This window comes from Methylomonas aurea (assembly GCF_024505045.1).
In the GTDB taxonomy this organism is placed as follows: domain Bacteria; phylum Pseudomonadota; class Gammaproteobacteria; order Methylococcales; family Methylomonadaceae; genus Methylomonas; species Methylomonas aurea.
On sequence record NZ_JANIBM010000059.1, the window covers coordinates 1 to 15,405 of the forward strand.

Sequence of the window (15,405 nt, forward strand, 5' to 3'; positions counted from 1 at the left end):
GATTCAATACCTGATATTTAAAAAATTAAGATACTTTTCTAATAATCGCTTCCGCAATATTTGCAGGTGCTTCGTTATATTTTTCAAACTGCATACTATAAGTCGCCCGACCTTGAGTAGCCGAACGGAGATCGGTTGCGTAACCGAACATTTCCGCGAGGGGCACTTCACACTGAACTACCTTGCCAGCCGGAACGTCCTCTACTCCATGAATCAATCCCCGACGCCGATTGATGTCACCAACCACATCTCCCATATTTTCCTCGGGAGTAACGACTTCAACCTTCATTATCGGCTCCAGCAACACCGGGCACGCAGCCTTTGCTCCATCCCTAAAGCTCATAGATCCTGCTATTTTGAAAGCCATTTCATTCGAATCGACATCATGATATGAACCATCGAACAAACTAACCTTTACGTCAACAACCGGAAAACCTGCCAACACACCGTTTTCCATTTGCTCTTGAATCCCCTTGTCAACAGCAGGAATGTATTCTTTCGGAACCACACCTCCAACTACTTCATTGACAAATTCGTATCCAGAACCCCTTTCCTTTGGCTCTATGCGCAGCCAGACGTGGCCATATTGGCCTTTCCCGCCTGTTTGCCTAATAAACTTGCCTTCACTTTCTACAACTTTTGTAACTGTTTCGCGATAAGCAACTTGCGGAGCTCCAACATTTGCAGCCACGCCGAATTCTCTTTGCATACGGTCAACAATAATTTCAAGATGCAACTCGCCCATCCCGGATATTATTGTTTGTCCAGATTCAGGATCCGAGCTGACTCGAAAAGAAGGATCTTCCTGAGCCAGTTTTGCTAGCGCATTTCCAAGCTTGTCTTGATCCGCTTTCGTCTTCGGCTCGACCGCTACCGAAATAACCGGGTTTGGGAACTCCATTTTTTCGAGTAAAACCGGAGCACCCATATCACAAAATGTATCGCCTGTTGTGACTTCTTTTAACCCAACCAACGCCGCGATATCCCCTGCTCTTACTTCATTTATTTCTTCGCGGCTATTAGCATGCATCTGAACGATGCGACCAACACGCTCCCGCTTACTCCTGGTTGCATTCAGCACAGCGTCACCCGACTTGAGAACACCGGAATAAACCCGAAAGAACGTCAAGGTCCCGACATAAGGGTCCGCTGCGATTTTAAATGCCAACGCAGAAAATGGCTCTTCGTCTTTGGCGAATCTAGCAACACTTTCTCCGTCGTCACTCAGTCCGCAAACAGAGTTTTTATCCACCGGAGACGGAAGATAGTCTATTACCGCATCCAGCAAGCATTGAACTCCCTTGTTCTTAAAAGCCGATCCGCAAAAAGCAGGCACTAGTTGGTTAGCTAAGACGCGCATCCTTATTCCGGACTTTATTTCCGAAACCGTCAATTCACCATGATCCAGGTACTTCTCCATAAGTACATCGGATCCTTCCGCCGCAGCTTCCACAATGCGCTCGCGCCACTGCGAACATGCAGGCAGCATATCTGCAGGTATTTCGGATTCAACAAACTCCAAACCCATATCAGCATCAGACCAATAAATGGCCTTCATTCTCAGGAGATCCACCACACCTTTGAAGCCATCTTCTGAGCCGATCGGCAACTGCATTGGAACTACTGAAGCTCCCAAACGCGTTTTAATTTGGCCAACCACCCGAAGAAAGTCAGCACCGACTCTATCCATCTTGTTGACGAACGCCACACGAGGAACCCCGTATTTATTCGCTTGCCGCCACACGGTTTCTGATTGAGGCTCTACCCCCCCAACGGCACAGAACAAAGCACATGCGCCGTCCAGCACCCTGAGAGAGCGCTCAACCTCTATCGTAAAGTCTACATGTCCGGGCGTGTCAATTATATTGATACGGTACTGATCATTAGCGCGATCCATGCCAGACCAGAAACACGTCGTGGCGGCAGAGGTAATCGTAATCCCCCGCTCCTGTTCTTGCTCCATCCAATCCATGGTTGCAGCACCGTCATGAACCTCACCGATTTTATGAGAGACACCTGTATAGTAGAGTATTCTTTCAGTTGTCGTCGTCTTCCCCGCATCAATATGAGCCATGATACCTATATTACGATATCGCTCTATAGGCGTCTTTCGAGACACAACAACAACCTACGCCGGATTACCAGCGATAATGCGCAAATGCTTTATTTGCTTCAGCCATTCTGTGCGTATCTTCGCGTTTTTTCGCAGCCGCACCACGCCCCTCAGAAGCATCCAAAAGCTCGCCAGCCAACTTTGCAGCCATCGTTCTTTCGTTTCTTTTCCGCGCCGCATCTATCAGCCAACGCATCGACAACGCAAGCCTGCGGGCAGGCCGCACTTCAACAGGCACCTGGTAAGTAGCGCCACCGACCCTTCTGGACTTGACTTCCACCCTAGGCTGAACGTTTTCAAGGGCTTTTGAGACCAATTCCAAAGACTCTTTGTGCCCCTTGCCTTCGATCACATCCAACGCACCATACACAATCTTTTCAGCAACGGACTTCTTGCCGTCGACCATGATCATGTTCATGAACTTAGAAAGCATGTCACTCCCAAAGCGAGGATCCGGATTAATTACTCTTTTTGCAGCAACTCTTCTTCTTGACATCTGTTACCAACCTTTATTTCTTCGGCCTTTTAGCACCATATTTGGAACGCCCGCACTTTCTGTCCTTGACCCCAGAAGTATCAAGACTACCCCGAACCACGTGATAACGCACGCCCGGCAAGTCCTTAACCCGCCCACCACGAATCAAAACCACGGAGTGCTCTTGCAAATTATGACCTTCGCCGCCGATGTAACTACTGACCTCGGCCCCGTTAGTCAAACGAACCCGCGCAACTTTGCGCAACGCCGAATTAGGTTTTTTTGGCGTCGTGGTATACACGCGCGTGCAAACACCCCTTCTCTGCGGGCACGCCTCCAATGCCGGAACATTGGTTTTTTCTATTTTCTTAGCGCGAGGCTTACGGACCAATTGATTGATCGTGGCCATTCTTAACTACTCCGAATATGCAATGTTAATAAGTAATATCTTCCTGCAATTGACATTACTCCGCCCAAATCGCCTGGCCGATTCGAGCAGAGCATGATACCTTCCCTGGATAACCAGGTCAAGTTTTTTTGCGGTTATTCAATGTTTAACGCTTGTTTTAAAGCTTCTTCAACATCAACTGCTTCCAGCGCAGGGCTTGATGTATCGGATATCGATGCGAAATCGCTGGATCGACGTTTACGACGCTGTTCATGGTAGGCTAGTCCGGTCCCGGCAGGAATCAAACGCCCAACGATCACATTTTCCTTAAGGCCGTTTAGACTGTCGCTGATGCCACGTACTGCCGCATCGGTCAGAACCCTCGTGGTTTCTTGGAACGAAGCCGCCGAAATAAACGACTCGGTAGCAAGAGACGCCTTGGTGATACCCAACAATAGCGAATCGTAACTAGCTGGTATTTTTCCTTCTCTTTCAATTTGGTCGTTCACCGCATTAATCAAGGTACGCTCGACCTGCTCGCCTTTGACGAAATCAGTATCGCCCGACGCGGTTATTTCAACTTTTCGCAACATTTGGCGAATGATCGCTTCAATATGCTTATCGTTGATTTTTACACCCTGTAAGCGATAGACATCCTGAATCTCTTTGACTAGATAATCTGCCAATTCCTCAATTCCACGTAAGCGCAGAATGTCGTGGGGTGTCAATTCGCCCTCGGCGATAGTTTCGCCTTTGTCGACGAATTCACCCTCGAACACAGTAATATGCCTCCATTTGGGAATCAGCGTTTCATACTGCTCGCCCTCAGAATCGGTGATAATCACGCGCTGCTTACCTTTGGTCTCCTTACCGAAAGACACCATACCGGTCGCTTCCGCCAAAATTGCCGGATCTTTGGTTTTACGTGCCTCGAACAAATCGGCAACGCGCGGCAGACCACCTGTGATATCGCGAGTTTTACTGGATTCTTGCGGAATTCTGGCCAATACGTCACCAACCTTAACCTCTCCGCCGTCTTTAACACCGACAATTGCGCCGGCCGGTAAAAAGTATTGGGCCGGTATATCAGTACCCGGCAAGTTAATCTGGCCGCCTTGTTCGTCGATCAATCGGACCATAGGCCTCAGTTCTTTACCGGCTGAGGTCCTTTGCTTAGGATCGGTTACCACTCGCGAAGTCAAACCTGTCACCTCGTCGGATTGCTCCTGCACCGTGATACCGTCCATAAAGTCAATCAGCTGAATGAAACCGTCCACTTCGGTAATAACTGGGTGCGTATGGGGGTCCCAATTGACGATGATATCGCCGGCAGTGACCGGCGTGCCATCGGCAACCGACAAGACAGCCCCATACGGGATTTTATAGCGTTCCCGCTCCCTGCCGTAATCGTCCATGACCCCGACTTCGCCGGACCTAGATACAGCTACCAAATTGTTTTCTCGGTTTTTTACCGTCTTCAGATTATTAAGCTTTGCCGTACCGCTCGATTTAACCTGCACATTACTGACCGCAGCCGACCGCGACGCCGCCCCCCCGATATGGAAAGTTCGCATGGTCAACTGGGTACCCGGCTCACCGATTGACTGAGCAGCAACAACGCCAATAGCTTCGCCGATATTGACCAAATGGCCTCGACCCAAATCGCGACCGTAACACTTAGCGCATACACCGTGACGAGACTCGCAAGTGATGACCGATCGAACCAGCATTTTATCGATACCGTTCTCTTCCAGCACCGTAACCAAATTTTCATCGATCATGGTACCGGCAGGTATCAATACTTTATTGCCGGAAGGTTCGGTGACATCGACTGCAGCCACCCTTCCGAGCACGCGGTCGACCAGCGGTTCGACAACGTCACCGCCTTCGATGATCGGCATCATGGTCAAACCGTTTTGGGTTCCGCAATCGAATTCGGCGACCACCAAATCTTGCGCGACATCGACCAATCGCCGAGTCAAATATCCGGAGTTAGCGGTTTTCAGTGCGGTATCGGCAAGACCTTTACGAGCGCCGTGCGTAGAAATGAAGTACTGCAATACGTCAAGGCCTTCACGGAAGTTCGCAGTAATCGGCGTTTCGATGATCGAACCGTCCGGTTTCGCCATCAAACCGCGCATCCCGGCCAACTGCCGGATTTGAGCCGCGGAACCCCGCGCTCCGGACTCGGCCATCATAAAAATAGAGTTGAATGATTTTTGCTTGACGGTTTCGCCGGCTTTATTGACTACCTCATCTTCACCCAAGCCTTCCATCATGACTTTCGCCACTTGGTCGTTGGCGCGAGACCAGATATCGACTACCTTGTTGTAACGCTCACCGTCGGTAACCAAACCGGATGCATACTGGTTCTGAATCTCGCTCACCTCGGCATCAGCCGCCCGAATAATGTCTGCTTTTTTCAGCGGAATTTCCATGTCTTCGATGCCGAAGGACACACCGGCGCGGGTTGCATATTTGAAGCCAAGATACATAATCTTGTCAGCCAAAATAACCGTTTCCTTAATACCAAGATAACGGTAGCTATAGTTGATCAAACGCGAGATGTTTTTCTTAGTCATATCGACGTTGACCAACTCGTAGGGCATACCATCCGGGACGATACCCCAAATAATGGCACGTCCGACGGTGGTTTGTTTCCTACTGACAATCGTTTCGAATTCGCCCTGAGCGTTTTTCAACTTTTCGGTGATACGAACTTGAATCTTGGTCTGCAGTTCAACCGCTTTACTATCCAACGCCAGCATCACTTCGGAGACGTCGGAGAATACACTGCCCTCGCCAACTGCATTGATTTTTTCGCGACTGATGTAGTAAAGGCCCAATACTACGTCTTGCGAAGGATTGATCACGGGCTCGCCGTTGGCAGGAGACAAGATGTTATTAGTCGCCATCATCAACGTGCGAGCTTCCAACTGCGCTTCTATCGACAGTGGTATGTGGACCGCCATCTGGTCGCCGTCGAAGTCGGCGTTGAACGCACTACATACCAACGGATGCAACTGGATGGCCTTGCCTTCGATCAGGGTTGGTTCGAATGCTTGGATACCCAAACGGTGCAATGTCGGCGCACGGTTCAACAGCACCGGGTGTTCGCGGATCACTTCTTCGAGAATGTCCCAAACTTCAGCGCCTTCGCGCTCAACCATTTTTTTGGCCGCCTTGATGGTTGTAGCCAAACCGCGTAGTTGCAATTTACTGAAAATAAACGGCTTGAACAGTTCCAGTGCCATTTTTTTCGGCAACCCGCACTGGTGCAGACGCAGAGTCGGACCTACCACGATTACGGAACGGCCGGAGTAGTCCACGCGTTTCCCCAGCAAGTTTTGCCGGAAACGGCCTTGTTTGCCCTTGATCATATCGGCCAAGGATTTCAACGGCCGGCGATTGCTACCGGTAATGGCTCGGCCGCGGCGGCCGTTGTCCAACAACGCATCCACCGCTTCCTGCAACATCCGCTTTTCGTTACGTACGATGATGTCGGGCGCGTTCAAATCTAACAATCGCGTCAAACGGTTATTGCGGTTGATAACGCGGCGGTATAAATCGTTCAAGTCAGACGTCGCAAAGCGGCCGCCGTCCAATGGCACCAAAGGCCGTAATTCGGGCGGCAACACCGGCAACACCGTCATGATCATCCATTCTGGACGATTATTCGATGCTAGCAAGGAGTCAATCACCTTTAAGCGCTTCGAAAATTTCTTGATTTTAGTGTCGGAATTGGTCGAATTGATTTCTTCCCGCAGCTTGTTGATTTCGTCTTTCAAATCGATCGACTTCAACAAATCGTAAATGGCCTCGGCGCCCATTTTCGCGACGAAATCGTCGCCATGCTCTTCCATCGCATTCAAATACTCTTCGTCGGTCAATAACTGGCCTTTCTCCAGCGGCGACATGCCGGGATCGATCACTACAAATGTTTCGAAATAAAGCACCCGCTCGATCGAACGCAGAGTCATATCCAGCAACAGCGCAATCCGCGACGGCAAAGACTTCAAGAACCAAATATGCGCCACCGGGCTGGCCAAATCGATATGTCCCATCCGCTCGCGCCGGACTTTGGACAAAGTCACTTCGACTCCGCATTTTTCGCAGATCACGCCGCGGTGTTTCAAGCGTTTGTATTTACCGCACAAGCACTCGTAGTCGCTGATCGGCCCGAAAATTTTTGCGCAGAACAAACCGTCGCGCTCGGGCTTGAAGGTCCGGTAATTGATTGTTTCGGGCTTTTTGACTTCACCGTAAGACCATGAGCGAATCATGTCCGGAGAAGCCAACCCGATGCGTATAGTGTCAAAATCGTCTGTGCGGCCTTGACGCTTTAAGAAGTTCATTAAATCTTTCAAGAGCTTACCCTCTTCAAAATGTTACCGATATCGTCCGAAATCTAGTCGCGTGAGACTGACTACTCTTGTTCCATCTCGATATTTACTGCCAGGGAACGTATTTCTTTGACCAATACGTTAAACGATTCCGGCATACCGGCTTCCATGGAATGGTTGCCGTCGACGATGTTTTTGTACATTCGGGTTCGGCCTGTAACGTCGTCCGACTTGACCGTCAACATTTCCTGCAATGTGTAGGCTGCGCCGTAGGCTTCCAGTGCCCAGACCTCCATCTCGCCGAAGCGCTGACCACCGAACTGGGCCTTACCGCCCAACGGCTGCTGAGTCACCAGACTGTAAGGACCGGTCGAACGGGCATGCATTTTGTCGTCCACCAAGTGGTTCAGCTTCAGCATATACATGTAGCCAACCGTCACTTCCCGTTCGAAAGGCTCCCCGGTCAAGCCGTCATACAACACCGTTTGACCGTGCTCCGGCAAATCGGCAAGTCTAAGCATGGTCCGAATGTCTTCTTCGGACGCACCGTCGAATACCGGCGTCGCCATCGGTACACCGTTGACCAAATTGAGCGCCAACTCCAGGATTTCCTTATCGCTGAACGAGCTTAGATCCTCTTTTTTGCCGCTGCAGTTGTAGATCTTTTCCAAGAACCCCCGGATTTCGGCGACCTTGGCCTGCGCTTCGAGCATTTTACCGATCTTTATCCCCAACCCCTTGGCGGCCCAGCCTAAGTGAGTTTCCAGTACCTGGCCCACGTTCATCCGCGACGGTACCCCGAGTGGATTGAGAAGAATATCGACCGGATTGCCATCCGCGGTGTAGGGCATATCTTCGATCGGTACGATCTGAGAAATAACCCCTTTATTTCCGTGGCGTCCCGCCATTTTATCGCCGGGTTGAATGCGTTTTTTCACGGCCAAGTAGACCTTGACCATCTTCAAGACGCCTGGGGCCAAATCGTCACCCATGGTGATTTTTTTCTTCTTCTGTTCGAACCGTTCGTCGAATTCCTTACGTTGCTGTTCGACCTGTTCGGCGACGGCTTCCAACTGCAGATTCGCGTCCTCATCCAAGGTTCTGATTTTCAGCAGTTCGGAATGAGTCAACTGGTTCAAATAGTCGACTGTGATTTCTTCGCCCTTTTTTAGGCCGTTTGGCCCTTTTTCTGCCTTTTTGCCACCCAATAAGGTTTTTACCCGGGCAAAAATGTCGTGTTCGACGATTTTCAGCTGATCGTCCAAATCTTTGCGATAGCGCTTGATTTCTGCTTCTTCGATTTCCAACGCGCGCTTGTCTTTCTTAACGCCATCGCGAGTGAACACTTGCACGTCGATCACTGTACCGCGGACGTTGCCGGGAACCCGCAAAGAAGTATCTTTCACATCGGCCGCTTTCTCGCCGAAAATCGCCCGTAACAGTTTCTCTTCCGGAGTCAGTTGAGTTTCGCCTTTAGGAGTTACCTTGCCGACCAAAATGTCGCCGCCTTTGACTTCGGCACCGACATAGACGATACCGGACTCGTCCAACTTGGAAAGCGCTTCCTCGCTGACGTTGGGAATATCGGCAGTGATTTCTTCAGGACTATGCTTGGTTTCCCGCGCCACACAGGTTTTTTCTTCAATATGAATCGTCGTGAAGCGGTCTTCTTTCACGACCCGTTCGGACACCAGGATCGAATCCTCGAAGTTGTATCCGTTCCAAGGCATGAAAGCGATCAACATGTTTTGGCCCAACGCCAATTCGCCCAAATCGGTAGATGGGCCATCGGCTAGGATATCCCCCTTGTTGACAATATCGCCCAACTTGACCAAAGGCTTTTGATTGATACAGGTGTTTTGGTTGGACCGGGTATATTTGATTAAGTTGTAGATATCTACCCCAGGTATGCCTGCGACCGTCTCGTCATCGTTGGCACGTACCACAATACGCGCCGCGTCCACGGCTTCCACCCGCCCGCCGCGACTAGCAACAACGGTCACGCCGGAGTCTTTGGCGACAACACGCTCCATACCGGTACCAACCAGCGGCTTCTCGGCACGCAAGGTTGGAACGGCCTGGCGCTGCATGTTGGAGCCCATCAAGGCGCGGTTGGCGTCGTCGTGTTCCAGGAACGGAATAATGGATGCCGCTACCGAAACGATCTGTTTGGAGGACACGTCCATGTATTGCACGGTATCGGACGACGCCAAGGTAAATTCATCTTTATACCGGCACGATACCAAGCCCTCGACCAGCTTGCCGTTTTCGTCTACCGCTACGCTGGACTGGGCGATAACGTATTCGCCTTCTTCAATTGCCGAAATGTAATCGACTTGATCGGTCACTTTGCCGTCGACTACTTTCCGGTAAGGTGTCTCCAGAAAACCGTATTCATTGGTTCTGGCGTAAACCGACAGCGAATTAATCAAACCAATATTCGGTCCCTCGGGCGTCTCGATCGGACAAACCCGGCCGTAGTGGGTGGTGTGGACGTCGCGAACCTCGAACCCAGCGCGCTCTCTGGCCAAACCGCCAGGACCTAAGGCAGATACCCGGCGTTTGTGCGTTACTTGCGAAAGCGGATTGTTTTGGTCCATAAACTGTGACAGCTGGCTGGAACCAAAAAACTCTTTCACCGCCGCTGATACCGGTTTCGCGTTGATGATTTCCTGCGGCATATAGCCTTCCGAGTCCGCCAGGGTCAAGCGCTCCCTGACCGCACGTTCGACCCGCACCAAGCCGATACGAAACTGGTTTTCGATCATTTCGCCAACCGAACGCACCCGGCGATTCCCCAAATGGTCGATATCGTCGACGGTGCCGTTGCCGTTTCGGATTTTGATCAGCTCTTTCAAAACATCGATGATGTCTTCCTTGCTCAGCGTTCCCGGACCGTCGATTTCTTCCCGGCCCAACCGACGGTTAAATTTCATTCTGCCAACCGCCGATAGATCATAGCGTTCGTCGGTAAAAAACAGATTTTCGAACAGGTTTTCAGCGGACTCCACGGTAGGCGGCTCGCCCGGACGCATCATCCGGTATATCTCAACCAATGCTTCCAGACGATTTGTCGTGGTGTCCAAACGCATTGAATTGGAAATGTAAGGCCCCCGATCCAGATCGTTTACGTACAGAGTGTTAATCTCAGATACTCCGGCGTCGATCAGTTTTTGCAGCAGGTTGTCAGTAATTTCGTCGTTGACACTGGCCAGCAATTCACCGGTTGACTTGTCGATAACGTTGTGTCCTAGAATTTTGCCGTACAAGTAGTCGCGGGGCACCTCGATTTCTGTAACGCCGGCTTTTTCCAACTGGCGAACATGCTTGGCGGTAATTCGACGGCCTTCTTCGATCACAACCTTGCCGTCGTGTTTGATATCGAATACTGCCATTTCGCCGCGCAAACGTTCCGGAATTAGGTGGAACATGAGTTTGTCGGGGCTCAACGAGAACTTGTTGGTATCGAAGAAAATTTTAATCATCTCTTCGTTTTCGTATCCCAACGCTCTAAGTAGAATTGTGGCTGGTATTTTCCGGCGCCTGTCGATACGTACATAAACGGCGTCCTTGTGGTCGAATTCAAAATCCAGCCATGAGCCGCGGTACGGAATTACTCGGGCGTTGAACAGCAGTTTTCCTGAAGAATGGGTCTTGCCCTTGTCATGATCAAAGAATACTCCGGGCGAACGGTGCAACTGCGAAACGATGACTCGCTCGGTGCCGTTGATAACAAAAGTACCGTTGTCGGTCATCAACGGCAACTCTCCCATATAAACTTCCTGTTCGCGAATATCCTTGACAACTTTAGTATTCGCCGGCGCATCCTTATCGTAAATAACCAGACGCACCAGTACTCTAAGCGGCGCCGAAAACGTCGCACCGCGTTGCTGGCATTCTCTTACGTCAAAAGCAGGCTCTCCCAAGCGATACTTAACATATTCCAATACGGCGTAACCGGAGTGGCTGACCACCGGAAATACGCTGGAGAAAGCAGCATGCAATCCTTGGTTCCGCCGCTTATCGGGCTCCACACCGGACTGCAGGAAATTCGCATAGGAATCTATTTGTGTCGCTAACAGATATGGGACGTCGAGTACCTCTGTACCTTTCCCAAAATTATTACGGATACGCTTTTTTTCGGTAAAAGAATAGGCCATATTGCTTCTATACCTTCGTCGTCAGAGAATATTTGTACTGCTTTTTACAAGCAGTAAAAGGCCGACGGCAAAATGCCGTCAGCCCGGTTTGGTAGGCTTAAGCCCAATATGCAGCAATCAAGATGCTTATTTGATTTCGGCGGTTGCGCCAGCTTCTTCAAGTTCTTTTTTGGCCGCTTCGGCTTCAGCTTTGCTGACGCCTTCTTTCAATGTGGTTGGAGCGCCTTCAACGGCGTCTTTGGCTTCTTTCAGACCCAAGCCGGTCAAACCGCGAACCGCTTTAATTACAGCGACTTTGTTATCGCCGAAACCGGTCAAAATCACGTCGAACTCGGTTTGCTCTTCAACTACCGCAGCAGCAGCAGCAGGCGCCGCGACGGCAACCGCAGCCGCAGCAGAAACGCCAAATTTTTCTTCCATCGCGGAAATCAGGTCGACGATTTCCATCACAGTCATATTCGCAACTGCTTCCAAGATGTCTTCTTTTGAAATTGCCATTTTTTATTCCTCTAATATTTAAAGTTGTATTCGTAGGTTGCGAATTTATGCCGCTTCTTTTTCGTCTCTGATAGCCGCCAACGTACGAGCCAATTTCTCGACAGGAGCTTTCATTACAGACATCAGCATACTGATACCTTGATCGCGTGTCGGCAATCTCGCCAAACGCTCCAGTTCCGATCCCCCGAACGCCTGACCGCCGATCGCCACTACTTTAGCGACGAGCTTATTGTTTTCTTTCGCGAAATCGTTCACCAGCCGAGCGGCAGAGCCTGGATCTTCCATCGAAAAAGCCAAGATCAGCGGCCCAACCAGCCCATCTTGCATACATTCGAATTCGGTTCCGGCGACTGCGCGTTTTGCCAGCGTATTCTTTACGACTCGCAAATAAACGCCCGTCTCTCTCGCAGTTTTTCTGAGCTTGGTAAGCTCAGTAACGGTCAAACCACGATATTCCGCGGCAACCGCAGAAAGGGCTTTGGCGGCGAATTCAGCAACTTCCTCTACGACAACTTTTTTGCCATCTAAATTGAGTGCCACATCTATCTCCGGTGTGTTTCTGAATTTTCATCAGAATCAATAAAACGCATCTTTGCGATGCCCCTTACGGGTATCTTTCACCTTTTGGTTCCAGCTCCCGTCTGCGTAGGATGATTAAGCCTGAGCCCCTACGGTCTTTGACGGTTGCCGACTTAGTCCGGCAACCCAAAGTTTTTGAATATTAAATATCGATACTTGCTTGATCGATCCACAGGCCAGGACCCATGGTTGACGACAGCGAGATTTTTTTAAGGTAAATGCCTTTGGCAGCAGTCGGCTTGGCTTTTTTCAAATCACCAATCAGAAACTCGAGGTTCTGTTTGATCGCATTTTCGTCAAATGAAACCTTACCGATTGAACAATGGATAATACCCGCCTTGTCGGTCCGATATCTGACTTGGCCGGATTTGGCATTTTTCACCGCAGTTGCGACATCAGGGGTAACAGTACCGACTTTCGGATTAGGCATCAGCCCTCTGGGCCCTAAAATCTGACCCAATTGCCCTACCACTCGCATTGCATCGGGAGACGCGATTACGACATCGAAGTTCATTTCACCGCGCTTGACCTGCTCAGCAAGGTCGTCCATACCAACTACATCCGCACCTGCTTCACGCGCTGCATCGGCGTTAGGTCCCTGGGTGAAAACAGCAACCCGAACTGTTTTACCAGTACCATGGGGCAGAACGGAAGCACCGCGCACGTTTTGGTCTGATTTCCGCGGATCAACGCCAAGATTCACACTTACATCAATCGATTCATCGAACTTGCTATTGGCAAATTCTTTCAACAAGGTAACCGCTTCACTGACAGAGTATTGTTTGCTTCTTAAAACCTTCTCTCTGATCGCTTTTGCTTTTTTAGAAATTTTGGCCATTTACACGCCCTCCACATTCAAGCCCATGCTGCGGGCGCTGCCAGCAATAATTCTGATAGCGGCTTCCATATCGGCCGCATTCAAATCTTCCATCTTGGTTTTTGCAATTTCTTCCAATTGGGCTCTGGTCACCGTGCCGACCTTGTTAGAATTTGGCTTGGAGCTTCCGCTTTTAATACCAACCGCTTTTTTTAACAATATCGAAGCAGGCGGGGTTTTAGTAACGAATGTAAAGCTTTTATCGCTGTATACGGTAATCACAACAGGCAACGGCAAGCCTTTTTCTACGTCCTGGGTTCTAGCATTAAATGCTTTGCAGAACTCCATAATATTAACGCCACGCTGGCCTAAAGCAGGACCTACCGGAGGACTAGGATTTGCCTCGCCTGCTTTCACCTGTAATTTGATGTAGGAATCAATTTTTTTTGCCATTTCATACTCCTAACGGGTTATAGCGCTTTATAAGCTCCCCAAGAAACAAAAATCCCGGCCACGCGAATGGCAGGGATTTCTAAGAACCAACTTTAATAATTAAATTTTTTCGACTTGACCAAACTCAAGCTCGACAGGCGTTGAACGACCAAATATGAGAACAGAAACTCTTAGCCGGCTTTTTTCGTAATTTACTTCTTCGATATTTCCATTAAAGTCTTTAAATGGTCCGTCAATAATTCTGACCACTTCGCCGACTTCAAACAGAACTTTAGGTCTAGGCTTGTTAACCCCTTCTTCGACCCGATTCAGTATCGCCATTGCTTCCTTCTCTGAAATAGGCGAAGGCCTATCAGAAGCACCGCCGATAAAACCCAATACCCTGGGTACGTTACGCACTAGGTGCCAAGTTTCGTCATTTAGCTCCATCTGGACCAGCACATAACCTGGAAAAAACTTACGCTCGCTTTTTCGTTGCTGCCCCATTCTCATTTCAACAACCTCTTCGGTCGGAACAAGAATTTTCCCGAAATACTCCTGCAAACCTTCACGCTTGATTCGCTCTTCAAGCGCCTGTTTTACCTTATTCTCGAAATTGGAATATGCGTGGACGACATACCAGCGAAGCGCCATTACTTAACTCCCTGGCCCATCAATAATTGAACGCCCCAGAACAGAAACATATCGAGCAACCAGAGAATTAAACCGACGATAAAAACCATTAAAAAAACCATCAGCGTGGTACGCACGGCCTCATCCTTGGTGGGCCAAACGATCCGCTTGAATTCTTGCTTAGATTCAAGCATAAAGCCCCATAACCCCCGGCCCTTTGCCGTTGCGAAGCAAAGACCCGCAGATGCGCTCAGAATGGTCAACAATGCTAACACCCGGTACAGAAGTGGAATATCGGCAAAGTAATAAAACGCCACCACGCCCGACACAGCAACCACTAAGGACAAAGACAGCTTTACAATGTCACCTACAGAGGTGACTTCTTCCGCGTGTGCGTTCATTTATCAGATTTGAAATTAATTGATACGATTTCCTGAATGGCAGGCCAGGAGGGACTCGAACCCCCAACTTGCGGTTTTGGAGACCGCTGCTCTACCAATTGAACTACTGACCTAATTCAGAAAATATACTTTCAGCTATAAAACCTAAACCTATTCGATAATAGAAGCCACGACACCCGCACCGACGGTACGACCACCTTCGCGGATTGCGAAGCGCAAGCCGTCTTCCATCGCGATCGGCGAAATCAGTTTGACGGTGACAGAAATATTGTCGCCAGGCATCACCATTTCAACGCCTTCCGGCAGCTCAACCGCGCCGGTCACGTCGGTGGTTCTGAAGTAGAACTGCGGACGGTAGCCGTTGAAGAATGGAGTATGACGACCACCCTCTTCTTTCGACAATACGTAGATTTCCGCTTTGAAGTGGGAGTGCGGTTTGATGGTGTTGACGTGCGCCAGTACTTGACCCCGCTCAACGTCGTCACGCTTGGTGCCGCGCAACAGGATACCGACGTTGTCACCAGCTTGGCCTTGATCCAGCAGTTTGCGGAACATTTCAACACCAG

General features: G+C 49.8%; 12 protein-coding genes and 1 tRNA gene. All 13 read right to left on the bottom strand.

What is annotated here, in order from left to right:
* Positions 1–25: 25 nt before the first annotated feature.
* On the bottom strand, positions 26–2,119 hold the full coding sequence (gene fusA, locus NP603_RS21075) for an elongation factor G (RefSeq protein ID WP_256612837.1): 2,094 nt from the start codon (positions 2,117–2,119) through the stop codon (positions 26–28).
* A gap of 19 nt (positions 2,120–2,138) precedes the next feature.
* Entirely contained in the window at positions 2,139–2,609 is a 471-nt protein-coding gene (gene rpsG / locus NP603_RS21080) for a 30S ribosomal protein S7 (protein WP_256612838.1), read from the bottom strand.
* A gap of 13 nt (positions 2,610–2,622) precedes the next feature.
* Positions 2,623–2,997, bottom strand: coding sequence for a 30S ribosomal protein S12 (gene rpsL / locus NP603_RS21085; RefSeq protein WP_013820393.1), 375 nt, complete (start codon positions 2,995–2,997; stop codon positions 2,623–2,625).
* Between the two features lie 134 nt (positions 2,998–3,131).
* Entirely contained in the window at positions 3,132–7,331 is a 4,200-nt protein-coding gene (gene rpoC, locus NP603_RS21090; RefSeq protein ID WP_256612839.1) for a DNA-directed RNA polymerase subunit beta', read from the bottom strand.
* Between the two features lie 71 nt (positions 7,332–7,402).
* On the bottom strand, positions 7,403–11,479 hold the full coding sequence (rpoB, locus tag NP603_RS21095) for a DNA-directed RNA polymerase subunit beta (RefSeq protein WP_256612840.1): 4,077 nt from the start codon (positions 11,477–11,479) through the stop codon (positions 7,403–7,405).
* Between the two features lie 126 nt (positions 11,480–11,605).
* Positions 11,606–11,977: a 50S ribosomal protein L7/L12 gene (gene rplL / locus NP603_RS21100; protein ID WP_064022735.1), complete on the bottom strand. Its 372-nt coding sequence runs from the start codon at positions 11,975–11,977 to the stop codon at positions 11,606–11,608.
* Positions 11,978–12,022: 45 nt separating this feature from the next.
* Positions 12,023–12,517 (bottom strand): 50S ribosomal protein L10, encoded by a 495-nt coding sequence (gene rplJ / locus NP603_RS21105; protein WP_256612841.1) that lies wholly within the window; start codon positions 12,515–12,517, stop codon positions 12,023–12,025.
* A 181-nt stretch (positions 12,518–12,698) separates the two neighbouring features.
* On the bottom strand, positions 12,699–13,394 hold the full coding sequence (gene rplA / locus NP603_RS21110) for a 50S ribosomal protein L1 (RefSeq protein WP_256612842.1): 696 nt from the start codon (positions 13,392–13,394) through the stop codon (positions 12,699–12,701).
* Entirely contained in the window at positions 13,395–13,826 is a 432-nt protein-coding gene (gene rplK / locus NP603_RS21115) for a 50S ribosomal protein L11 (protein ID WP_140914201.1), read from the bottom strand.
* Positions 13,827–13,925: 99 nt separating this feature from the next.
* The gene (gene nusG, locus NP603_RS21120) at positions 13,926–14,459 is read right to left on the bottom strand and encodes a transcription termination/antitermination protein NusG (protein WP_256612843.1); all 534 of its coding nucleotides are present in this window, start codon (positions 14,457–14,459) and stop codon (positions 13,926–13,928) included.
* Positions 14,459–14,839: a preprotein translocase subunit SecE gene (gene secE, locus NP603_RS21125; RefSeq protein WP_256612844.1), complete on the bottom strand. Its 381-nt coding sequence runs from the start codon at positions 14,837–14,839 to the stop codon at positions 14,459–14,461. The genes nusG and secE overlap by 1 nt, the downstream gene beginning before the upstream one ends.
* A 37-nt stretch (positions 14,840–14,876) precedes the next feature.
* Positions 14,877–14,952, bottom strand: a tRNA-Trp gene (locus NP603_RS21130).
* A 37-nt stretch (positions 14,953–14,989) separates the two neighbouring features.
* Positions 14,990–15,405: EF-Tu C-terminal domain-related protein (locus NP603_RS21135; protein ID WP_371928853.1), on the bottom strand; the 416-nt coding region annotated here is incomplete at its 5' end.

Excerpts from the sequence above, each read along its gene's own strand:
- rpsG (WP_256612838.1), bottom strand. The coding sequence starts at position 2,609 with ATGTCAAGAAGAAGAGTTGCTGCAAAAAGAGTAATTAATCCGGATCCT.
- rpsL (WP_013820393.1), bottom strand. The coding sequence starts at position 2,997 with ATGGCCACGATCAATCAATTGGTCCGTAAGCCTCGCGCTAAGAAAATA.
- rpoC (WP_256612839.1), bottom strand. The coding sequence starts at position 7,331 with ATGAACTTCTTAAAGCGTCAAGGCCGCACAGACGATTTTGACACTATA.
- rpoB (WP_256612840.1), bottom strand. The coding sequence starts at position 11,479 with ATGGCCTATTCTTTTACCGAAAAAAAGCGTATCCGTAATAATTTTGGG.
- rplL (WP_064022735.1), bottom strand. The coding sequence starts at position 11,977 with ATGGCAATTTCAAAAGAAGACATCTTGGAAGCAGTTGCGAATATGACT.
- rplA (WP_256612842.1), bottom strand. The coding sequence starts at position 13,394 with ATGGCCAAAATTTCTAAAAAAGCAAAAGCGATCAGAGAGAAGGTTTTA.
- rplK (WP_140914201.1), bottom strand. The coding sequence starts at position 13,826 with ATGGCAAAAAAAATTGATTCCTACATCAAATTACAGGTGAAAGCAGGC.
- nusG (WP_256612843.1), bottom strand. The coding sequence starts at position 14,459 with ATGGCGCTTCGCTGGTATGTCGTCCACGCATATTCCAATTTCGAGAAT.
- secE (WP_256612844.1), bottom strand. The coding sequence starts at position 14,839 with ATGAACGCACACGCGGAAGAAGTCACCTCTGTAGGTGACATTGTAAAG.